Origin of the sequence: Cohnella abietis (genome assembly GCF_004295585.1) — a bacterium.
GTDB classification, from domain to species: domain Bacteria; phylum Bacillota; class Bacilli; order Paenibacillales; family Paenibacillaceae; genus Cohnella; species Cohnella abietis.
In genome coordinates this window covers 681,832-704,346 of record NZ_AP019400.1, presented here as the reverse complement: position 1 = coordinate 704,346, position 22,515 = coordinate 681,832, and the positions used below count along the sequence as shown (strand labels likewise).

Below are 22,515 nucleotides of genomic sequence, written 5' to 3'. Positions count from 1 at the left end.
GAACGCAGCAGCGTTCCCTTGAATTAGCCTATTCTTATCCTCAATGACCGCTGTACTTGTCGCGAAAATCGCTAGGCGAACAACCGAAATAGTTTTTAAATGCCCGGCTGAAGCTGCGGTAATTGGCGTATCCGATCAACGCGCCTACCTTGTTAATTTTTTTGTCCCGCTGCAACAACAGCGATCGCGCAAAAAGCATTTTTTCACGGGTCAAATAATCGTTGAAGTTTTCACCCGTTTCTTTCTTGAAAGCTACACTGAGATAATTTGCGCTCATATGGACGCGCTGCGACAGCCATTCTAGAGAAATATCTTCGGACAAATGCTCCTTGATCAGCCGTTTGAAATGGCTAAACTCGCCTTTCCCTTCCGACGAATCCAACGTTTCTATAAAATCAGAAATATACGCTGCCAATTGATCGAAGAGATTCCGAGTTTCAGCAAACGTTCCACATTCCTTCAAGCGGGTCATGAGGTCCAGGAAAACGGACTGTTGCGAGGCGTAATACGAGGGGTTGCGATCGTTCAGCATCGTTTCCGCCTGCACAATTGTATTTTGAAGCAATATAACCAATGCTTCCAGCGGCTGTTCCAGAGTCAAACACTTCTCAAACAGCGTTTCGATTGCTTGCTGCGCATCTTCTCTGCGTAGCGAGTCCGCAGCCTGCAGAATGTCACGAATCAAGCCTTTGGATATAAGCGCAAACTGGGTATCCTTTCCTTTACCTCTTTCTTCTTTCAATTCCTCGGATATCAGCCTGACAATCTGATTCAATTTTGCAAAATCAATGGGCTTTAGAATATACTCCTTAACACCGAAGGAAATAGCCTGCCGGGCATATTCGAATTCACCGTGAGCGGTAATCACAATGAAATGTCCCTCGAATCCTTGCTCTCGCAAACCGCGAATTAGCTCCAACCCATTCATTTTAGGCATATTGATATCAGCCAGAATTAGATCGGGAAACGCCCCCTCGGTGATTTCCATCGCTTCTACTCCGTGCCTCGCAAGTCTGACCTTTGAAAAGCCATAGTCTTGCCAATTCACGAAATCCTTCAGGTCCTCTCTAATCATTCGTTCATCGTCCACTATTAACGCCTCGTACATTGCTGTCTCACCGCCTCAGTAGTCATCGTTAGTCGCAGTCGAAACGAATCCGGATCTGGACCCTGGTGCCCTTGTTCGGTTCACTGTGCACATCCATTTCGTACCGACTTCCAAATTCGTACAGCAAGCGGTTATGGGTATTGAACAATCCGACACCTCCCATTTCCGGAGTCGGCTGGCTTTCACTATCGTGCAATCTAGTTAGAAGTCCTTCCAACGTCGTCTTTTCCATTCCGCAGCCCTGATCCTCTATCGTCAGCTTCAACTCTTGATCAAGGAATTCACTCGTCACGGTAATCATAACGTCGTCCTTATCGGCATGAAATACACCGTGGTTAATGGCATTCTCCATCAAGGGCTGTAGCACTAAGCAAGGCACTTTTTTATTCAAAGCTTGATAATCGATTTTCCATTTGACTTGAAAACGATCGCTGAAACGGTAGTGCTGAAGCTGAACGTAAGCCCACAGGTTGTTCAGTTCATCTTCCACGCTAATTAAATTTTTGATATTGTAGATACTCTCACGCAGCAGCTTGGACAAGTGAACAATCATATGGTTTACTTCGGTTTCTGCACCGGTTTTTCGAATTGCAACGGAATTAATGGACTGCAGCGTATTAAATAGAAAATGCGGATTGATCTGATTGCGTAGAGCCCGCAATTCGGCTTGCTTATTCTTCATTGCCAATTGGTACTCAACTTGCTTAAATTGAACCTGGTCTTCGAGCAAATTTTGAATCTGTCTCGCCATGCGGTTCAAACCGCTACCAATGAGGTCAATTTCTCTGACGCCCGTACCAGGAATTCTTTCACCTAATGCACCTCCGCCAAAGGTATGAATTCCTTTTAATACGGTCTTTAGCGGTTTTGTCGTCATGTTCGATATATAGATAACACCGAGAATTGATATTAATAATATGACGACTGCAATGAAAACGATCTGCGCGCCTGCGACGGATATGTAATGAAAGAAGTTTTCAATGGGATAAGAAATAATCAAATACATATCTAAATAAGATTTTTCAATAAAATAGCCCTTCGATTGTAGCATAAAGGAAGCGGCGCTTTGGGTGCCATTCTTGAAACTCTCAAGAATGGCTATAACGTCCTCATCGCCATTGTCCTGATTGGGATAGTGAAATAGTAGACTCTGATCCTTATTAATATAACTGAATCGGACATCGGGAATGACTTTAAGCTTCTCCATGCTTTGAAGCAATCGATCCGGCTTCATATTGATTTCCACTGCTCCGATAACCTGATTGGACTTGCTGTCCGATCGATCTCGGTTGGTCTGGAATTTCGTAATAATGTGCCATTGGGACAACGTTTTATCGGAATTGGCCACCCAGGTCAAATGCGTTGGGCTCTGTCTGGACAATCGGTATCCGCTTTGCTTTTCATAACCATTATTGTCCTTGAGCGGGGGCTGACCGACATAGATGACCTTGTCATGCCCGAACCAGACACGAATGCTTTCGATTTCATCCGAGGTATAATAATATTGATTCAAAAAATTCATCAATTCCGTTTTAAATGCCAATCTATTGATGTCAGTCAAATCCGATTCTAGCAACTCCGACAGCTTATCCTGCACTATCGAGCTCGTCATAATTTGCAGGGAAACTTCCCCGTATTTTTTGTTTTTGATGTCCAGCGATTCCATTGTATCGTATGCAAGCTGACGGTTATACTGGTCGACCGTACGCTTGGTTGCGACATAATTGTAATTGAGGATTACGAATGCGACGGCTACTGTCAGAACCAGATTCATTAGCAAAACGAGAAAAACCATTCTGCTGCGCATTGAAGTCAGCACGGGACAACGCACCCTCCCATTGTCCAGTTTTTACCACTATAGCATACGCTATTTGATCCCGGTAGTCATATAGACTTGCGTAATTCCCTTCTGGAAAAACACGAACAGAATAAACACGGGTATAACCATGATGATACCGCCTGCCAACAAACCTCCGGGATTAAAATTGTTAATAGAAGTAACCATGCTGGCTAATCCGACCGAGAGCGTCTTATTCGTTTCACCCGTTGTAATAATAAAAGGCCAGGTGAACACGTTCCAGTTATAGAGGAAAGTCGTTATGCCAAGCACTGCAATGCCGGGGGTTACGTTCGGCAAGACGACGGATGTAAGAATACCAGTCAGTCCACAGCCATCGATTCTGGCCGCCTCGATTAACTCGTCCGGAATTTGCAGCATAAATTGACGCATCAGAAACACGCCAAAGGCGCTGACCAGACCAGGCACCATAATTCCGGCCAACGAGTCGAGCAGATGAAAGCTTTTGAATAACTGGAACATAGGAAAAATCAAAATATCGAAAGGAACTAGCATCATAACAACGATAAACTTGAGCAGCAGTCCCTTCCCCGCAAACTTCATTTTAGCTAACGCATACGCCGCCAATAATCCGAAAATAATGGCCGTAACGGTCGGAACGAGCGAAGTAACAATTGAATTCCATACATATCTGCTTAAATTGTTTTTCCAGGCGTCCGCATAGTTGTCCAGAGTCCAATGCTGCGGGAAAAAGCGGAACGGAAATGTGTACACCTCCGTATTCGGCTTGAAAGAAGAGAACAACAGAATCAGCAAGGGAAATGACACGAATATAATTCCGCATGTTAAAAAGATAAAGCTGACATAATGCTGCTTCTTTGAATTTTCCATTACTACTCCTTCTCCTCCCCTATTTTTAATATGCCGTAAGAGATTAGCGCCAGCAAAACAGAGAGAACAATGACTATTGCCGCCGCATACCCCATCTGATGGTCGGAGAAAGCCTTATTAATCGCATACATAAATACCGTTTCCGTACTGCCGTAAGGTCCGCCTTTCGTTAAGATGACAATCTGTCCATACATCTGAAATATGGAGATAGTCATCAGAATGGTCGCGAAGACGATAACCGGGCGAATTTGCGGCAATGTGACATGGAATGTTTTCCGCCATTGTCCAGCTCCATCCAATTCGGCGGCAGCATATAGATTTTGATCCACACCCAGGATGCCGGACAAAAACAAGATGGCATAAAATCCGATATTCATGAAAAAGAAAATGAACATCACGACAAGTTTGGCTAGCAAAGGCTGATAAAGCCACTCAATCGGCTGCAAATGCAGCTCGGTCAGTACGAAATTCACGATGCCATGGTTAGGAGAGAACAAATACGTGAACACGACTGCCAATGCTACCATTGGGGCCATCGAGGTTCCATAGTAGGCTGCGCGAAATAAAGTCTGTCCCCAGCGTAGCTTGCTCATCGATAGCGCAACTAGAAAAGCAGCAACAATAGTTACCGGTCCAATCGTCCAGTAGAATAACGTGCCTAGCAATTTTTTGATCAGTTCATGATCATCCACAAGTTGAATATAATTGCTCAGACCGACAAAAGTTGGCGGAGAATAAAAATCGTAGCTCTGAAAGGACAATACAAGCATACGCGCCAGCGGGTACACAAATATAATTACATAAAACAGTACGACGGGACTGGTTAATAGATAGGCCTGCAAGCTCTCACGCTTTTTAAAACCCAACTGGCGTCACCTCTCTAGCAACGGAGGAAGAAGGTGTTCTCCTTCTTCCCCGCGCCTGCTTATTTTAAGTTGTTTGAGATTTCCTTCTGAATGGTGCTTTGCAATGTCTTTTGTTCCGAGGCGATATCGGTATTCGTCAATAGAATCTTTTCCAAAAGTTGATCGTATTGGGTCCAGAAGCTCGGGGAGTTGTCCGAATGAATCGGCTTGATGTCGTTCAATTGCTCGCCAAGCACTCCTTTAATGGGGTTGTCGGCAAATACCGGATCATCCGCCAACGACTTCAGAACTGGAATGCCCGCAGTCAACTCCAGCCATTGCTTATAAATATCACTCGTGTACATAGCGGTTAGAAACTCTTGGGCCGCTTCTTTGTTTTTGCTGGTATCGAATATGGAAAATGAAAGGCCTGGACCAAAATATGAAGTGTTTGTTTTCATTTTGGGCACTGTGGAGTACCCTAATTTATTAAGATCAAGTCCGCCATCCTTATAGGATGACAGCGACCATCCGCCGGTAATCGTGAACGCTGCGTTTTCGTTAAAAAACACGCTCATCCAGTTCGCATAGTCCGTTTCTGGCTTATCAGCATAGCCGTTCGTCACCAAGCTCTTCAGCTTCGCCAAACCCTCGGCAGCTTCTGGGCTATCGAAGCGCGCTTCATTTCCATCCTGCGAGAAAAATTCACCGCCGGAGCTAAAGATGAAAGGGGCCGATTCAGAAGTGCTGATGCGGAAAGTAAACCCTTTAACATCCTTGCCGTTTTTCGCTTTTAGCTTGGCTTGTTTAATTTTCTCAAGCATCACTTGCCATTCGTCCCAAGTGATGGAAGTAAAATTCGTGTTTTCTATGCCAGCCTTCTGCAGCAAATCTTTATTGTAGATTAGGAACATGGAGTCCGCTTTAATAGGCACAGCGTAAATCTTGCCGTCATTTTTGCCTTCTTCCAGCAAACTAGGGTACATATAATCGTCCTTCAATGGCGATTGGTTAAACCAGTCTGTGAGATCGGCGAGTAACCCCCGCTTCATCCAAACCTGCTTGGGCCCCGAAGCTACCAGATCGGGTAAATTGGCACCTGCTGCGAGAACATCTACTTTTTTATCCTTATCCGCATTCGGAATCGTGTCCAAACGCACCTTGATGTTATACTTCGTGCTGTTCTTGCTGGCGATTTCCGCAGCCTGATTAATGATGCTTGTATTTTGCTCGTTGTTGGCCGAATCAATCAGCATGCTTAGCGTGACATCTTGTTTCCCTGTCGGTTTCGGGGTTTCCGTGCTTTTCGTTTCCGTTCCGGACTGGCTTCCTCCCGTATTCCCGTTAGCGTTGTTGTCCTTTGAGCACGCTCCAAGCAATGATGAGACGGTAAGCATTGATGCAAGTACGATTGAGACCGTTTTTGATCTGGCGTTCATTTTTGCAACCTCCCATTTTTATATCCTTCTTGGTCTTCTCTATTATCTATCCGCCAGAAATTTCAAACAATTGACAATGCTTGCGAACCTGTCACATTTCTTTTGCTCTTCAGTGGATATGAAAACATGCAAAAAACCACCCGCAAAGGAGTGGCTTAATGGAGGCTTATACGTTGAAAGCTACGTCATAGCACAGTTATAGGAAAAAATCTTCAATGAGGAAGCCATCTATAACATTCCTGTGAGTATTCACCTTACCTAAGCCTGTTTAAAACTCATGTTTGCGAATTTCTGCTATTACCATAAGAAGAACTGACTCCATACGCTTCGATATCTGCATTTATTAGATCAAAAGTACCTTCCTTGTTAGAACGATATAAATTGAATTTACCTTCTTGATCTCCCTTTCTGAAGTAATACAGAGTACCATCAGGTGTACCAATGATATCTTGTGCATCATCCGCAATTTGCTTCTTTTCGCCGATGGTATTCATAACAAATAAAGAAGCTTTGCCATCTTTATAGATAGTATAATATAGATTGGAAGTACCTCTTGAAATATAATAATCCCATATAAATTCACCAGCATCGCGATTCGCAAATATTAGTTCAACTTTACTATCTTTTCCTACTTTGAATATGCCATGTTTATCGATTAAATAAGTTATTTTACTATCTTTTGATTGCAAAAAATCTTCAAAAAAGAGAGGCTGATCGTCAATATCTGCGTTGACTACTTTAACTTCTTCATGAACGTTATCCACTACATTAAATTTTCCTGACACGCCCATAATGGGATTATTATAAAATAAGTCATTACCAACTATAGCAAGATTATTACTACTACAATCGTTCATTCTAGAGGTGCAATCGTCAAATATATTTTTGATATTTCCTTTCCCATCAAATATAACGATTTCTTTATTATTTGATCTATAAACTAAATCATTTAGATGAGCAACATCGTAAGTCAAAACTTCAATCCCTAGAGTAGAAGCAGCATCATAGCGTTGATCTTTTTTATTTTTTATGTTTTTATTTACTATGTTCATAATGCCTGTCTCACTTACTTTATTGGCAAATTTCATTCCTTTACTATAAATGCTCTGTTCTTCGCTCGATACAAGAACTTCAGTATAATCCTTATTGAAAATAAGCGAACTACCATTATCATTGTATGTATCACTCATGTAATGATCGTCTAGAGCTATATTGTTATTAAGTTTCATTGTTTCATTTTTCGATTGAACGTATAAAGTACCTATTTCATTCTTATCGAGTGGATCATTGGACTTGGCGTAATATATATATTGCGCCTCATTAGACAGAGCAAACAATATAAGTTGTTCACCGATCTTTACTGGCTCATTATCTCCTATTTTATAATAGCTACTCCACTTATCCTCCGACTCAAACACACTGTACATGACCGTATTACCATCAGGTGAAAGCACTGCATGTAAGACATCGTCAGTTATTCTATTTGCTTCTGCTGTCGCAACATTATGTACAAATAATGTTCCTGTATAGTTCGTGCCATCCATATTTTTCAGATAAGCTAATTGGCTACCATCATCTGATATAGTAGCAGCATGTACATCATCCGCAATTTCAGTTTTAACTTTGTTATTGAGAAGATATAATTTTTCCGTATCATTTTGAGAGTCATCTATTAATGCATATACTTTTTCCAAATCAAAATCTGCACCATTGTCTCCTACACTGCCATTGCCTAAATTAAATATTTCATTATTTAGCTGAATGATAATTTCTTCATTTTTCGAATAATATAAAATTACATTTTCATTATCGGAATCTAGCAACGCCTTATCTGTTCCGTAGGAATTAATGATTTTCACAATAACTGCAATAACAATAGCGATAACAATGACTGCTGAAATAAGCATTACCTTTTTATTTTTTTGCGATTTGGATCCTGTGTTTGTTGAACCAACCTGTGTGTTGGAATTTTCCATGATGTCTCCTCTATTATTCATAGTATTATTGCATTTTAGTTGCATTGAATAGCCAGTATCTCGAGTAGCCTCCATAATTTTATAACCACTTTTCTATTTCCAATATTCAACATTATAGTACAATATCACCGTCTGTGGAACCGGATAGTGTAATAGATGAGCACCCATCAAGGTTGAAATACAACGTTTCGTGACCTTGAAAGAGTTACATTTCCGCGCTATAGCCTATGAGAGGCAGTCTCGACATTCAACAACAGCCATCGCCGCTATCCCATTCATATCAAGGCTTTTTAACCGCCATTAACTATCCGAAAAGTACCCAAACGTAAAGCAAAAGAGCACCTAGTACGGTGCTCTCTCACAGGTTGGTAGAGGCGAGGGAGTCGCTTCAGACCCAAGGAGGACATTGAGCTACTCCCCCATGTGGCTCCCCAAACGAAACGCGACTACTTTGTGTCGGTTTCTTGTGTCGCGATTCTTTTATTCGGCTCAGGGGTATCCCATTCATGATTTAAGTAGGCTTGACCACTCCTCGACGATGGCTCTTCTTTTCAATATGATAATTCTATAATCAGCCCGTCCCTACCGGGAACAGAAGGAACTATCGAAGTAATCTCTTCGGCCCAAGCAATTGCGGCGACATGGTCAGCGCCCTTGCGATCGCGATCCTCTGCTTCTGTCCGCCGGAGCATGCCGAGGTGAAGCGATCCATATAATCAGCGGATAGCTTCACCTCATGGAACTTCCCACGCGATGGAACCGACGGTCGGTCGCTGCAGGCCTATTATCAATTCGGCCAAGGTCGACTTACCAGAGCCGCTCTCGCATGGGTTTAACTCATCAACGCATATTTCCTATAATACTGCTTCTAGATTCTTGCATTTTAGTAATAAAATTTGTCATTAAATCGAAGGCTTCGTTACGTTTATTAGTTATACTTTGCAGGCGAAGCATGTCCATTTGCTGACTATTGCTTGCACTATCAATCTGTGCCTTGATTTGTCCCAGCAGGCTCTGCAGTTCCTCTTTCGTGTGCGGTATAGCCATAGCCATAGCAGTGAACAGGGCACCCTTGTCAGCTAGCTGCACAGCATAATCAGCCTTAGCATCTGAAGGAAGCTTCCCTAGCTCTTCATTAATAACTCCCAACAATTGATTCAGTTTTATGACTTTTTCATTCTGGGCTTGTACGGATGCGATTTGATCTTTCAACTGGCTCTCTAACAAACTTGCACGATTGTTCTGCACAGCCATCAGCGCTGTTTCAAGATCCATGCCATTAACGTTAAGCTGTGTCATACCACCAATCCCGTTTACGCTGCCTACTGAATTTTGCGTGGCATTTCCATTCAGTGCATCCTTAACTGCGTTGTAAACCGAATTATTGTATAATAAGGTCGCCCCGACGATGATCCCCAATACGAAAGTGCCTGACATAGATAAAACCAGCTTTTTTACATTCATTCCATTTCCTCTTTTCTGAAATAGATATTTACCCAAGCATTATTTATACCGTTAAATAGTCAATTCATTCGTGTCCATCCTAGTTATGACATCACCTACCTGCAATGATAATAATGGCGTCATTACGATTAATAACACTAAATATGCGTGCTTTCTTTATTGTTATATCATTTAAGGTGATTACAATCTGTAACCGTGATTACATTTTGCGAATTTACAGTACATGGCTCACTATCGAGTACAGCATAACAAAGCAGTCATTACGATGGAGGCTCTACAATAACTATTAGTCGAACAATCCCGTCTAATCATCTGCTTCTTTCACTCACTTTCGTTGTATTCGATGATGGACTTCACACTAGCCTTTAATCGCCTAAACAATTATGCGGTCTGCAACTCCAAGTGGCGCAGAGACCATCGAGTGAATGTCTAACGCTTCATTTGCCGATACTCTCACCAATATCGACTGCTTCGCTGCAGGAATACTGCTGCTCATTTTTCTGTAATATTATCATTTCAAGCATAAAGAGCTTTCGCTGTCTTTTGGATAGCGAAAGCTCTTTATGCTTGAGGTTATTCAGAAATGGATATGGCGAAACTTATCCATTCTGAATAACTGAAAAACATTCTACTTTGACGAAAATGATCAGGCGTAGAGTTCTATTGTGTAACAAGTACGATCATAAACATCGCTATTGCGTCTTTGAAGACGCCCCTACTAGCTATTAACGATGAAAAACATTCTACTTCGGAGAAAATGATCATGCGCAGAGGCCTATTGTGTAGCAAGTACGATCATAAACATCGCTATTGCGTCTTTGAAGACGCCCCTACTAGCTATTAACGATGAAAAACATTCTACTTCGGAGAAAATGATCATGCGCAGAGGCCTATTGTGTAGAAAGTACGATCATAAACATCACTATTGCGTCTTTGGAGACGCCCCTACTAGCTATTAACGATGAAAAGCATTCTACTCAAGCGAAATACATCGTACTCCTCTTGTCACAAGAGTGCGGGGCACTTTGGGGTACTTTATTTGTCTCCTAGCAACCAGTGCATATTGAAATAGGGTAGTGATTTTATACTTTCTGATCTTATTAGAAAATAGGACCGGCCCCCCGAAGAATTACATCACTTCAGATGCCGGTCCCACGTCTCTCATTCTAGACCCGATTCATTACATTTACTTACCGTTTGCAACTTTCCAAGCATCCAGCTGCTTCTGCACCTCATCGGCGATTTGCTGCAAGCCTGCCTTCTCTAGCTTCCCGTTGCGCTTCTGCACAATCGGCCCTGGATCGACAGCACCAGTACGAAGAATGTCCTTGTATTCATCCCAAATCGTATTAAAAGCTGCGACCTGAGTCTTAACAGGATCCGGATTGAAGTTGAAACCGAGCAGTGGCGAACGTTCTGCCGTTTTATTAAAGGTTACATATTCTTCGTACTTGTCGTCCTTCTCATTGTCGAGCAAATAATTGTTCAATTGGTTCCCGATGATCCAGCCGTTGCCTGGCGAGTATCCGGAATCTGGAATCAGAGAAATTTTGTTGTCCGATACTTTGTTATAATGCTTACCTTCCAGGCCGAATACAACCGTATTAAGCAAATCCTTGTTAACGTACAACTCGTTTAGTACCATCATGGCGCGCACCGGATCCTTCGAAGCGCGGGCGATTGCGAATTGCGAGCCAGTCGCCATTGGAGTCGTGACGAGCGGGTTTTGACTGTTAACAACGATCCAATCCCAGAACTCAGGTCCTTGGCCGCTTGTATTCTTGATGCGTTGCGCCTCTGCCCGACCTGGCGCTGTCGTTGTCGGCACCCACCAAATTTTACCTGCCGCTTCCACGTCAGCAATCTTCTCCTGCGTCGTGGCGGCTGTTTTGTTCACGTAGCCTTTTTTGTACCATTCATTTAGCAGCTTATAACCTTCTAGCTCCTTGGCCGCATAGCCAGCATCGGTCGTCGAAATGACCTTGTTCGCGTCGCCGTTGCGATTAATAAACGCACCGTTCGAGAATAGCGGTTGATAGCCATAGTCCGGCTGCCAGTCGGCTGCCGAGTCTTGCTTATTGGCGTATACCGGGTAGATGTTGGGTTCCTTCTCCTTGATCGTTTGCAGGAACGGCTCGATATCTTTCAATTCCTTCACGCCGCTGACATCGAAGCCATACTTCTCTATGATATCCTTCCGGAACGCGAAACCCCGGCCTTGAGCGATCTCTTTGTTCGTCGGGATTGCATACAGCTTGCTGTCCACGATCGGCGCCTCGAGATACAGCGGGTCGATGACAGATTTAATGCCTTGCCCATACTGTTCAAGCAGGTTGCCTTGCGGCAATCCATCATCGTTCAGTGCTAGGAATGCACCTTTAACCGCATTGGAGAAAAATTGATACCATTCCGGCGCAAATACCAAATCCATCGGCTCGCCCGTTTGCAGCATCAGATTAGTCTTTTGTTGATAAGCGCCCCAATCCACGTAATTCAGTTTTACAGTCGTGTTCGGGACCTTGTCTTTAAGTAACTCCGCAATGTTTTGCTCGACTGCAGATTGATCCTTTTGCGGTGAGCCCGGCATGTAGATCGAAACTTCGTAAGGCTGAAGATCCTTAACAGCCGGCGTCGCTTCGGTAGTGGAATTCGACTGGCTTGACGTGGCGGGACTCGATGGTGCAGCGCTGTTATCACCTCCGTTGTTCGCGTTGTTGCTGCATGCAGCGAGCGATAACGAGGTTGCCATTAGCACAGCAAGCGATAATGTCGAAACCTTGCCTTTCTTTGTCATTGTTGACCCTCCAAGTATGAATGATTTCATTGCAAATACTATGCTAACCGGTGCAAATACGCCGGAAGTAGCCAATCTTCTTTAGGTGCCGGCAACGCGTCACGCTCCAGCCTGCCAAAGGTCAACCTTTAACCGACCCGACCGTCAAACCCTGAATGAAGTAACGTTGTAAGAAAGGATAAGCAAATATCACCGGGCCGATACCAACGGCAACCATCGCCATCCTCAGCGTCTCTCCCGGCATATTTGCCAAATTGAGGTGCACGACAGCGGCAGGATCCATTTGCTCCTTGATGAACTGTACATCGTTCATAACTTTTATCATCAAATATTGCAGCGGTAATTTGCTTGAATCGTCGATGAACAAAAGCGCATTAAACCAATCATTCCAATAATTGATTGTGCTGAACAAAGCGACCGTCGCGAAAACCGGAAGTGACAGTGGCGCGATAATCCGGGCGAAGATGCGAAATTCACCTGCTCCGTCAATTTTGGCTGATTCAATAATCGCCGGGTGGATCGTCGTCTGAAAGAACGTTCGCATAACGATCACGTAAAACGGTAGCATCAGCAACGGCAAGAGTAGCGCCATGTACGTGTCTTTGATATCCAGTACTTTCGTGAACACCATGTATTTTGCAACCGTACCGCCACTGAACAGCATGACGAACACAAGGAGGAACGTGAACACTTGTCGGTACGGTAAATCGCGCCGGGAAAGCGGATAAGCGTACAATGCCATTATGAAAACGTTTAGTAAGGTGCCTACGACGGTTAGTAAAATACTAATGATGTAAGCTCGAACGACCGTCGACGAATCCTTGAACAGGAAGCTATAAGCTTGTACCGACCATTCCTGCGGCCAAAATTGATAGCCGTGTGCCACGACCGAGGACTCGCTCGTAAACGAAACAACTACGACTAGAATGACAGGGACGATGCACGCTAGCGAAAATAGAATGAACAGTAGATGGATCAGGAACGATACGAGCGGCCCGACGGAATTCTCTCGCTTATCTGACTTTGCTAGTCGCGGAATCGCGTTTGTTTGCATAAAAGATACCTCCAAAGGCTGTTTGCACCGTTATCCTAGAATAAGGCGTCTTCTTTGCTGATACGACGAACGACTAGGTTCGAGGAGAGCACGAGGATGAATCCGACAACCGATTGGATGAGCGCCGCGGCGGAAGACATCCCAATATCGTTAAGTTTTATGAGTGCACGGTAAACGAAGGTATCAATGACATCCGTCGTATTGTACAGCATGCCGGAATTTAGCGTCACTTGATAGAATAAACCGAAATCCGAAATAAATATGTTAGCCATCGACAGTAACGTCAGGATGATGATGAGTGGCCTTATCATCGGCAACGTGATGTATAGAGCCTGATGCCACCTGCTGGCGCCATCGATTACGGCGGCCTCGTAATACTCAGTATCGATGCCGGTTATACCCGCGATGTAGATGATAGAGTTGTAGCCGACTCCCTTCCAGAGCGTGATCAGGACGAGCAGGTACGGCCAATATTCAGGCGATGTGTACCAGTCAACCTGCTGTATGTCAAACCGAGACATGACCCCGCCGAGGAATCCGCCTTGCGGGCTCAGAAAGGCGAATACCAGGTAACTTACGACAACCATCGACAGAAAGTAAGGCAAGATCATCAAGCTCTGATAGAACCGTGCCGCGTACTTGCTTCGAAGCTCGTTGAACAGCAGAGCGACGGAAACCGACATCATTGTTGTCATGATCATGAACGTCAGACTGTAGCCTACCGTATTTCGAATCGCTCGGAACGCATCCGGGTTATTGAATAAAAACTCGAAGTTTCGGAATCCAACCCAAGGGCTACCGAAGGGACCGTCGATGTAGTTCACGTTTTTGAAAGCGATTACGACTCCGCTAATCGGCAAGTAGTTATTGAGAATGAGTACGATTAGTCCCGGAATGAACATCAGATAAAGCGCCCGATACGAGAATAACCTGCGCCAGAAACGCTTGATTCTGCCGGTTTCACGATCCTGGGCGAACAGTTCTCCTGTCTCAATTGGGCGGAGCCGTGTCGTGTTGCTTGCCATACTGCTTCCTCCTTACAATCTCTCCTTGTGTACATATTCATTATAGAAGCTGGCCGGATGTGTTACGATGACGTGTGTTTCCATTTTCGTGACGGATATTCCTATACTTAGGCAACCGCTTCGCTCGCTCCGATGCCAAAAAAGAAAAAAGCGCCATCCTGCGGCGAGTACTTCGTCGCAGAATGAACGCTTTCCGACATAGCCGAATGCCTTACCGGTGTGGCACTATGTACTTCCTTCGCTCGCTTGCGTTTCCGGCTTTCGGAGTGGCATGCGTATTTCGGCACGTAGTCCACCGCCAGACCTGGCCGAATAACAGATGCCGTAACTTGAGTCGAAATGTAGCTTTATGCGGCGATCAACGTTGCGAATCCCGTATCCGCCTTCCCCGTTCGCCAATTGGCGGTTCAGCATGTCCGGATCTGGTGCCTTAAAGCCATTATCTTCGACAACAAACGTCAGGTCCTCTTCGGTGGAGTCTATTCGTATCCAGATTTCCCCTTCACCGTCCATTTTGCCAACACCATGCAAAATTGAATTTTCGACAATCGGCTGCAAGATCACCTTCGGCGTCAATAACTCCATCACGCCTTCTTCAATCACCCAATGTACCGTAAAGACATGGTTATAGCGTTCCAATTGAAGTCGCACATAGGCTTGGATATGCTGCAACTCATCGCGAACCGCCACGAGCTCCCGACCACGGCTAAGTCCGATTCGCAGCAGTGACGACAGGTCCTTGACCATTCGTGCCAGCTCCGGCTTGTCTTTATCGATGGCTAGCCAATAGATCGAATCGAGTGTATTGTACAGCAGATGCGGCGTAACTTGCGTATGAAGCGTTATCAATTCCATCTCCTGCTGTTTAATTTCCAGCATATATCGCTCGCGCACCAGTTGGTTCACTCGATCTGTCATTCGGTCGAATGATTCATACACTTTACCAATTTCGTCCTTGCGACGCGTCGTCTTTCCAATGCCGAACGTCATGCCAGGCTCGTACTTTTCCGCCACCCGGCTGAGCTTCCGAAGAGGTCCGAGCATCACGCTGACCAAGTAGACCAGATAACCTGCGATCAATAAGAAGCACAGTGTCATGACGATCAACAACACACGCTGATACGACTCCTGCTCCCCGATCATCGATTTGACTGGCACTTCGTAAACGAGCTTCGTATCGTACTTCGTCTGAAAAATATGTGCGAAGAACGTAATCTTACGATTCCAGTTCAATGTCTCTTGGCCTGTCACGGGCAACCGCGCCTTTTGGGGCAATTCCATGATCTCACCTCGCGGCCGATCCGGCATAGACACAAGAATCTCGGATCGGTCATTCAGTAAATAAACACCGCTCCCACTGGGAATCTGAGAGCTCCAGATATCATTGTAGAGCAGAATCTCCAGATTGGTAACATATAACACACCAAGGACATTCTCCGTATTTCCCGGCTCAAGAATGGCCCGGATATAGCAGATCGTCGGCAACGAGTTACCGAACGAAACGTAACGAATTATGCCCGTACCTCGCAGCTTGACCGATTCCTCGTAAAAATCCGGCAGCTCATCCTTTGAAGCGAAGATCAATCCTGACTTTACTTGTTCGAATGGTAGCTCGTCCTGATTCTCACCTAGCCGACGGGCGTAGAGCACGTAGGACGTTCCGTCGAGTGAATACTTGGAGATGAGCTCACTGACAGTGTTGTAATTCGATTCGTCAATACTCTTCAAATCAATTGGCGACTTTGCGTCTTCGGTAAAATGCTCGTCGATGAACTTCAGCGTTTTGTTGTTCATCCCGTCCAGTGTTCGTTCAATCGTCATGCCATTCTGCTTGGCCAGTCGGTAAAGAGCGTCGCTTACTTGGGTCTTTGTCATGTCGGATGCGTGGCGCATAGAGAAATAACCGACGAGCAAAAACGGAATGACGATTATGACGATGAACGACAGTATCACCTTATGCTTGATTTGCATGACCTGCCCCCTTAACGCCATCCCAAACGGCTATGCTACTTGCGGTAATCGGCCGGACTGACGCCGTAAAACTTCTTGAACACACGACTGAAGTGTTCCGGCGCTTCGTATCCGATCATTTCCGCGATTTCGTATCGTTTCAAGTCGCTACCGAGCAGAAGCTTCTTAGCTTCCTCCATGCGCAGCTCCGTCAAGTAATCCCACAGATTTTTGTCCGTCGTTTTCTTGAACAAATAACTGAAATAATTCGGGCTTAAGTGCACTTCGCGCGCGACGTCCTGTAGCTTGAGTCCCTTATTTGAATAGTGCCGCTTCAAGTACTCGATCGCCCGTTTCATAGTCGAATGCTCGCGCTGCAAATGACCACGAATGACCGCCTCAACCGCGCTGCGGAAATAGTCACGTACTTCTGGCAACCGTTCACGTGTAGTGACTGCTGAAGCAATCGATTGCGGCTCCGGTACCTGTCTGCCCTCCTCATGCGAATCAAGCCTGACGTCTAACAAGCCGTAAACGCAGTAAGCCGCCTGCAGTAGGCAGCTGGCGCGGCGATCCTCAGGCATACCGAGCTTCTCGAGTTCCGCCAGCAGCTCATCCGTTACGATTTCCGCTTCATGCGGCTCACTGCATTGTCGCAAGTCTTTAACGAGCCCTTCCAGCCGCTTCTGCCAGACGTGCATCAGCTTATCAGCACTCCGCTCTATATCGCCGATATAGTATACCGGCAGTGAATCGTTGGCGACTTTTCGGCTCTCCAGTGCCTCTTTTGTTTCCCGGTACAGCTTTGGAATCCGACTGATGCCGCGCTCCGTGTGGCTGATGCCGATCGAGCCTTTCAGCCGCAAATATTGGGTGAGATTGGTGTAAACCGTTCTGGCGATTAGGTGCATTTGCCTCAGTTCGTCGCCCCCCCATTGCCTCATCTCCTCCTCGCTCACTGAAAAAATCGTCACCAGATGACCACCTTGAGCATAGAACGAAAGCGCCTCCCAATTTGAGAGACTTTCCTCCAATAGGTTTAGCGCGGCGAAGAGCAAGAGTCGTCGGTCCTTAACCTTAAATCGGGTATTTCGGATCTCTTCCGCTACGTCGAGATCGATTTCCACACTCCAGACACAGAAATACGGTCCCGGCAAACTCAATTCTAGATCGTCCAATACAGCCTTACTCTCTTCTTCTTCCCAATCCGCTTCGTCCGTCAACCATTCATTAAGCAGAACTGTCTTTGTCGTGATCAACTGTTCAAAGGCATACTTGTGGCGGATCGTCGACTCCCACTCGCGGGCTTTCTGCATATGTCGCCGTTGAAGCAAAGAACCTACGATCTGGCACAGATGCTCGCTTTCTACGGGCTTAATTAAATAATCGTGCGCCCCGAGCCGTAGTGCCTGTTGAGCATATTGAAAATCCTCGTGCGCTGAAATGACAATTACCGGCAAATCCGGATGTTCGGAGAATATGATCTCCATCAGCTCAATTCCATTCATTCCACCCATCTGGATGTCGGTTATCACAAGGTCAAAAGGCTCCAGACGTAAATAGTCCAGAGCCTCGAATCCATTTAATGCCGTTTCCACGCGGTCGATACCGATATCCGACCGTAGCAGAAAGCGACTCACCGCACCGCATATAATCGGTTCGTCATCTACAATTAGCACGCTAGCCATTCGGTCATCCTCTCCCGTTCACGATGTCGTTCGAATGCTTACCCGATTGGCTTCGACAGCTCGATCAACGCGTAGCCGCCTGCTGGCAACTCCAGATTAAGACCATCTACGTCTGGTTTCACTCGTGTAAATCCTTTATGTAACCGCACACCCGAAGGCTGTAGCCCTCCCACTTCTCGGGAAAGCTTCACCACCGTGTGTACATCCTCATTGGATAGGTTTGCCACTGCTAACAATGGCGAAGCTCCGCTCTTATGCCACAACGCGGTGTACAGATGACGGGATGCTGGCACCGCCCCATCATAGTGACAATTCCAGCCACTCAGACGCTCGCGCTCTGCCAGTAAATTGCGGAATGTCTCCTCCCGCCCTTCTACTTCTTTATACCATACAAACGGCACAGCCGCCGAGAAAATATGCACAAATTGCACGGCATCAGCCATTGGATGTGACTTGGCCAACTCGACGAAAAGCTCGAGATCGTGATTTGCTCCGAACGTCGCGCGCACAAGCCCTTCTGGACGAGCCAGCTTCGCTAGTTGTAAATGCCGTGTCCATTCGCGGCCTGACAGCAGCGGTTCGCCCGTGAGCCATCCGGTGTTCATACGGCCAAGCATCCAGCCGTTCTCATACGTCGCGTCATGTCCGCGCTGGAAGATGGGTCCCCACACTTCACTAAGCAGCACCGTTTCAGGGAATTCTCGTTTCAGCTCCACACGTAGCTCCTCGATCAGTCTAACGCCGCCGAAAGTCGTGTGCCAAGCTGGCCGTTGGAGATCCCGGCGCAGGTTCGCCTCCTTCCAGTGCATCGCGTCAGTTCGGAAACCGTCGATGCCGAACGTCCGCACGTTCCAGAGCGCCCACTCGACAATATAGCGTCGATATTGCGGGTTGCCCCAATCCATGCTGTACGTACCTTTCTCCGATGCCGGTTCGCCAGCTGTTGGTCCCCAGCCGTGAGAGGCGCGCGGCCTTCCAAGCTCGTCGACAGACAACCAATCCGCGTGATCGTGACTGAACGCGGTGCCGGTACCGATGCCTTGCGGAATCAAATCAAATAGCACTCGGAAGCCCAAACGACGGGCGTATTCGACAAATAGCCGCAGGTCTTCCTCGCTACCGACCGGGAACGGATTATCGTCCCACGTTGGACAGATCCCATCTGGATAGGCCGCCCATTCGGCACTTCGACTCGTATCATCGTCAATTTGGTAATGATCGATTAACGCATACGGATTTCGTTGATTATGCCAAACAGGAAGAAGGTAAAGTACATTGAAGCCCATCTCCCGATAGTGTGGAAGTCGTTCCATCCAGATCTGCAGTGGACGCGCATCGATTTGCAGTAGCCGGGCATCATGGAGCCATTCTGGTGCATCTGATACGCTATACAATATGCTGTCGTAGGCGGCTTTTCGGAAGCGCGCGAGATGTTCCTCCAAACTACCTTTACTGAGCAAGAGACAATGCTCTCCGGAAACTACCGAAACCCCCGGCCGTAGCCAGCAGGTCAATCGGTGACGGTGTGCCGCCGTTATCGTGTGTCCGTTGCCGTCGATTGTCGGGAAGACAACAGCGTCTTCCGAGTAAAGCCATGCAGAGGCGATTCGTCCGCTAGCTCGGTTCTCTACCGCGATCAGACCGGACGTCTGATCCGGCGCTGATTCTAACCACCCTTGCGGATACACGGGGTGCGGATCAGCCCAACTCAAGTCAAGCGGATTCCGTGCCTCCGCCGAATAAGGACTGTCGGGAGGAAGAATCTGTCCCGGTAATTGCAATAGACAATCTTCGGGATCACCCACAACGAAATTAGGCAACGTATAGCGAATTTCCGTCAACAGTCGGTCATCACCTGCCTCGCAGCTCAACGTCACACACTGCGAGATTCGATCCTCCTCTACGCAAATACGCTGTACGGCAGTCAGCCCCGCACGCTCGTACTTCAACTCGACGATGCCTGCGGCTTCTTCGACACGATGCGAAGACGTTTGGCGTTCTTCGCCGAACACCGGCTTATCTTCTACGTAAACCTCGAAAATATGAGCCGAACTAGTGATGACACCGGCCGTTCCGGCAAAGCCTGCACGCTTCCAAGCGCCAGTCCGTGGGTCCAATTCGAGCTCTGCCAGCCCCCGCACAATGCGTATCGGCAATGCATTCAGTCTTTGGGAAATTAATGCGCTCATTTTCCAGCTCCTTTCGTAAATGTGCCAGCCGCTACCTACATACCGGTACCGAAAACCACATCGTGTGCTAGTTCGATCGTTTCGACCTTCATGGCTGCAAGCGTGCGCTCTCCTAGTGACAACCAGCTTCCGTCCGCCTTGCTCACCTTCGACTCGACTGTGACCGGCGAGGAATGAAGATTCATCAGGAACAGCATACTACGCGCTCCGTCCGTGCGAAGTGACGTCCACACTTGCGGTGTCGAGCTTTGTACGAGACGACGTAAGCCAAGTCGTTGCAGTAGTGCCTCTAGCAAAAGTTCCTGTTCGCGCATCGAATGCCACCACTCCATACCGAGCCAAATCGCTTCACCTTCCCCGAATCGCTTGCTCCAGCTCAGCGGCAGGCCAGTAAACTCCTCCACGCCGAGCTGTTCAGCGCCATGGGGTACGTCCTGATGGAAAATTCGTTCCTTCGACACGTTCACGACTCCGCATACCGTCGCTCGGGTAACAGGCAGTTGGTGACGAATCGCCGGTTTTGCACCCAAGAAGTCCGCGAGAATTCGGCAAGGACGCAAAGCCTCGTCATATTCCGGCAGTACTGGCGCGATAATCAGCTTGCCACCAGACTTTACGAAGTCAACCAAGCGGCGTTGGTTGTCCGCGCCCATACTTAACGAAGCCGCCACAAAGAGCGGGGTGGTTATGTCAGCAACCCAATCCTCAAGATCCAAGTCGATCATCACTGGAGACAACGATGCACAGAACGCCGTTGTCATCACGCCCTTCAGCGTAAACTCCCATGCTTGGTCGTTCGTGTAGGAGAAGTCTCCGGCCGCCTTCCAATATTTATCCGAGCGCGCATGCTCGAAATCGATCGCTATCCGAAAGTCGCCGGCGCGTTCTGCCCGGACAAGCCATTCATTATGAAGAACGAAATCGTTGTATTCCTTCTGCACATAATACAACGGTCGAATTTCGTTATTGGTACCGATCGGCGCGCCGAAATCGTACAAATCCGTCGTCAAACCCGCCCCCGGTGGATTCGGCCCACCGGTGAAAATATAGTAATTGTGCCCCTTCATGCCGAGTGCCAGGTTCGTCATGTAACAAGCCAACGAGTCTTCCGGCAAGATCGGAGGCCAATCGCTGCAGCTTCCGCTTGGAAGTTCAAAGATCGATGGCGGATAGCCCATGAGCCGCAGCATTTCGTTTGAATAAAACACTTTAATCGCATACTGCGGCGTTGGGTTGTTCTGATCCCAATGCTGCCCCAGATTATAATAATGATCGGAACCAAGCAGGAAGTCCCCGCCAAGCTCCTCCGCCATTTCCTTAAAGAATGCGTTCATGTTCGGGTTGGCCGAATTATGCACGAATGGCGTGTCGATACCGTGCGCGCGCATTTCACGGCAGAGTAATACGGCGAATTCCGCTACCGATGCATAGTAGAAGTCAAAGTAATCCTTCCGACGACGAATGAGCTCCGGCCGCGCGTCATCCGTGAGCTCAGTAGGCAGTGCCGATGCGAAATCGGCAAAATCCGTACCATATGCCTCATTTAGGTGGTCTATAGAGCCGTAACGATTCCGTAGAAACAGTGGATACCGCCCATCTTCTCGCCCGAAGCCCATCGTTACCGGATTGTAATCCGGTCCATAAAACCATAAATGGAAACCCATCAGCTCGTTATCGAATTGCGTGAAAGCGATCGGACCGCCGCTAGTCACCGTGAATTTAGCCAAAATTGGACATACCACCGCGAACCAACGGACAACCTTCTCCAGAAATAACGGATGCAGATAAGACACGCTTGCATGATTGATCCGGCTGCCGTCCAGCTTCATCGCACCTATCTCCGGGTAATTCTCGCACAGCCACGACGGCAATCCCCCGTATTTTAACTCCGAATATTGATAAGGTCCCGGTCGGGCAATAACGTACAAGCCGCATTCCTGCGCTGCCTGCAAGAAGCCTTCTAAATCGCGTGTACCATCCTCATCAGTACCACCAAAGACGATATTCCCCTCCTCTGTCTCGTGTACGAGCCAAGGAATATAGGTCGCAAGACAATTACCTCCAGCCGCCTTAAATAGCTCCATGCGATGTTTCCAATCACACTTTGGAACCCGAAAATAGTGGAATTCACCAGAGATTAAATAAATGGGCTTTCCGTCGATGAGATAAGATTGATTGTCAAATTCAATTTGTTGCATAAAGTGCGCCCCCCTTATCGTAAATGAACCAAGTATTTTGCATGATTCGATTAGCCGTGTACATTATTGATCATTAAGTGTTGCAGATCGCTCACG

General features: G+C 46.8%; 17 protein-coding genes. All 17 read right to left on the bottom strand.

Annotated features, from left to right (window positions below):
• Positions 1–40: 40 nt before the first annotated feature.
• Positions 41–1,108, bottom strand: a complete 1,068-nt coding sequence (locus tag KCTCHS21_RS02945; RefSeq protein WP_130605045.1) for a response regulator — start codon at positions 1,106–1,108, stop codon at positions 41–43.
• A 28-nt stretch (positions 1,109–1,136) separates the two neighbouring features.
• Positions 1,137–2,927 carry a sensor histidine kinase gene (locus KCTCHS21_RS02940; RefSeq protein ID WP_130605044.1) on the bottom strand — a complete coding sequence of 597 codons (1,791 nt, stop codon included), beginning with the start codon at positions 2,925–2,927 and terminating at the stop codon, positions 1,137–1,139.
• Positions 2,928–2,975: 48 nt separating this feature from the next.
• The gene (locus KCTCHS21_RS02935) at positions 2,976–3,797 is read right to left on the bottom strand and encodes a carbohydrate ABC transporter permease (RefSeq protein ID WP_130605043.1); all 822 of its coding nucleotides are present in this window, start codon (positions 3,795–3,797) and stop codon (positions 2,976–2,978) included.
• A 2-nt stretch (positions 3,798–3,799) separates the two neighbouring features.
• Complete coding sequence (locus tag KCTCHS21_RS02930; protein WP_130605042.1) at positions 3,800–4,663, bottom strand: carbohydrate ABC transporter permease; 864 nt, start codon at positions 4,661–4,663, stop codon at positions 3,800–3,802.
• Positions 4,664–4,722: 59 nt separating this feature from the next.
• The gene (locus tag KCTCHS21_RS02925) at positions 4,723–6,081 is read right to left on the bottom strand and encodes an extracellular solute-binding protein (RefSeq protein ID WP_130605041.1); all 1,359 of its coding nucleotides are present in this window, start codon (positions 6,079–6,081) and stop codon (positions 4,723–4,725) included.
• A gap of 275 nt (positions 6,082–6,356) precedes the next feature.
• Positions 6,357–8,057: a TolB family protein gene (locus tag KCTCHS21_RS02920; protein WP_130605040.1), complete on the bottom strand. Its 1,701-nt coding sequence runs from the start codon at positions 8,055–8,057 to the stop codon at positions 6,357–6,359.
• A gap of 601 nt (positions 8,058–8,658) precedes the next feature.
• Complete coding sequence (locus tag KCTCHS21_RS31615) at positions 8,659–8,790, bottom strand: ATP-binding cassette domain-containing protein (protein WP_269472741.1); 132 nt, start codon at positions 8,788–8,790, stop codon at positions 8,659–8,661.
• 1 nt (position 8,791) lies between these two features.
• Positions 8,792–8,908: an ATP-binding cassette domain-containing protein gene (locus KCTCHS21_RS32070; RefSeq protein ID WP_197726530.1), complete on the bottom strand. Its 117-nt coding sequence runs from the start codon at positions 8,906–8,908 to the stop codon at positions 8,792–8,794.
• Positions 8,898–9,521 carry a hypothetical protein gene (locus KCTCHS21_RS02910; RefSeq protein ID WP_130605039.1) on the bottom strand — a complete coding sequence of 208 codons (624 nt, stop codon included), beginning with the start codon at positions 9,519–9,521 and terminating at the stop codon, positions 8,898–8,900. The genes KCTCHS21_RS32070 and KCTCHS21_RS02910 overlap by 11 nt, the downstream gene beginning before the upstream one ends.
• Positions 9,522–9,894: 373 nt before the next feature.
• Complete coding sequence (locus tag KCTCHS21_RS31890; RefSeq protein ID WP_269472740.1) at positions 9,895–10,017, bottom strand: hypothetical protein; 123 nt, start codon at positions 10,015–10,017, stop codon at positions 9,895–9,897.
• 690 nt (positions 10,018–10,707) lie between these two features.
• A complete protein-coding gene (locus KCTCHS21_RS02905; RefSeq protein WP_162309254.1) occupies positions 10,708–12,315 on the bottom strand; it encodes an ABC transporter substrate-binding protein in 1,608 nt (535 codons plus the stop codon).
• Positions 12,316–12,436: 121 nt separating this feature from the next.
• The gene (locus KCTCHS21_RS02900) at positions 12,437–13,369 is read right to left on the bottom strand and encodes a carbohydrate ABC transporter permease (protein ID WP_130605037.1); all 933 of its coding nucleotides are present in this window, start codon (positions 13,367–13,369) and stop codon (positions 12,437–12,439) included.
• Between the two features lie 35 nt (positions 13,370–13,404).
• Positions 13,405–14,394 carry an ABC transporter permease gene (locus KCTCHS21_RS02895; protein WP_130605036.1) on the bottom strand — a complete coding sequence of 330 codons (990 nt, stop codon included), beginning with the start codon at positions 14,392–14,394 and terminating at the stop codon, positions 13,405–13,407.
• Between the two features lie 225 nt (positions 14,395–14,619).
• Entirely contained in the window at positions 14,620–16,365 is a 1,746-nt protein-coding gene (locus KCTCHS21_RS02890; RefSeq protein ID WP_162309253.1) for a sensor histidine kinase, read from the bottom strand.
• A 35-nt stretch (positions 16,366–16,400) separates the two neighbouring features.
• The gene (locus KCTCHS21_RS02885) at positions 16,401–18,032 is read right to left on the bottom strand and encodes a response regulator (protein WP_130605034.1); all 1,632 of its coding nucleotides are present in this window, start codon (positions 18,030–18,032) and stop codon (positions 16,401–16,403) included.
• Between the two features lie 38 nt (positions 18,033–18,070).
• Positions 18,071–20,221, bottom strand: a complete 2,151-nt coding sequence (locus tag KCTCHS21_RS02880; protein WP_130605033.1) for an alpha-amylase family protein — start codon at positions 20,219–20,221, stop codon at positions 18,071–18,073.
• A 35-nt stretch (positions 20,222–20,256) separates the two neighbouring features.
• Complete coding sequence (locus tag KCTCHS21_RS02875) at positions 20,257–22,419, bottom strand: beta-galactosidase (RefSeq protein WP_130605032.1); 2,163 nt, start codon at positions 22,417–22,419, stop codon at positions 20,257–20,259.
• Between the last annotated feature and the right edge of the window lie 96 nt (positions 22,420–22,515).

What these genes read in the sequence shown, in the direction of transcription:
- KCTCHS21_RS02925 (WP_130605041.1), bottom strand. Translation starts at nt 6,081, where the DNA reads ATGAACGCCAGATCAAAAACGGTCTCAATCGTACTTGCATCAATGCTT.
- KCTCHS21_RS02875 (WP_130605032.1), bottom strand. Translation starts at nt 22,419, where the DNA reads ATGCAACAAATTGAATTTGACAATCAATCTTATCTCATCGACGGAAAG.
- KCTCHS21_RS02945 (WP_130605045.1), bottom strand. Translation starts at nt 1,108, where the DNA reads ATGTACGAGGCGTTAATAGTGGACGATGAACGAATGATTAGAGAGGAC.
- KCTCHS21_RS02910 (WP_130605039.1), bottom strand. Translation starts at nt 9,521, where the DNA reads ATGAATGTAAAAAAGCTGGTTTTATCTATGTCAGGCACTTTCGTATTG.
- KCTCHS21_RS31890 (WP_269472740.1), bottom strand. Translation starts at nt 10,017, where the DNA reads ATGAGCAGCAGTATTCCTGCAGCGAAGCAGTCGATATTGGTGAGAGTA.
- KCTCHS21_RS02935 (WP_130605043.1), bottom strand. Translation starts at nt 3,797, where the DNA reads ATGGAAAATTCAAAGAAGCAGCATTATGTCAGCTTTATCTTTTTAACA.
- KCTCHS21_RS02885 (WP_130605034.1), bottom strand. Translation starts at nt 18,032, where the DNA reads ATGGCTAGCGTGCTAATTGTAGATGACGAACCGATTATATGCGGTGCG.
- KCTCHS21_RS02890 (WP_162309253.1), bottom strand. Translation starts at nt 16,365, where the DNA reads ATGCAAATCAAGCATAAGGTGATACTGTCGTTCATCGTCATAATCGTC.
- KCTCHS21_RS02900 (WP_130605037.1), bottom strand. Translation starts at nt 13,369, where the DNA reads ATGCAAACAAACGCGATTCCGCGACTAGCAAAGTCAGATAAGCGAGAG.
- KCTCHS21_RS02895 (WP_130605036.1), bottom strand. Translation starts at nt 14,394, where the DNA reads ATGGCAAGCAACACGACACGGCTCCGCCCAATTGAGACAGGAGAACTG.
- KCTCHS21_RS02905 (WP_162309254.1), bottom strand. Translation starts at nt 12,315, where the DNA reads ATGACAAAGAAAGGCAAGGTTTCGACATTATCGCTTGCTGTGCTAATG.
- KCTCHS21_RS02880 (WP_130605033.1), bottom strand. Translation starts at nt 20,221, where the DNA reads ATGAGCGCATTAATTTCCCAAAGACTGAATGCATTGCCGATACGCATT.
- KCTCHS21_RS02920 (WP_130605040.1), bottom strand. Translation starts at nt 8,057, where the DNA reads ATGGAAAATTCCAACACACAGGTTGGTTCAACAAACACAGGATCCAAA.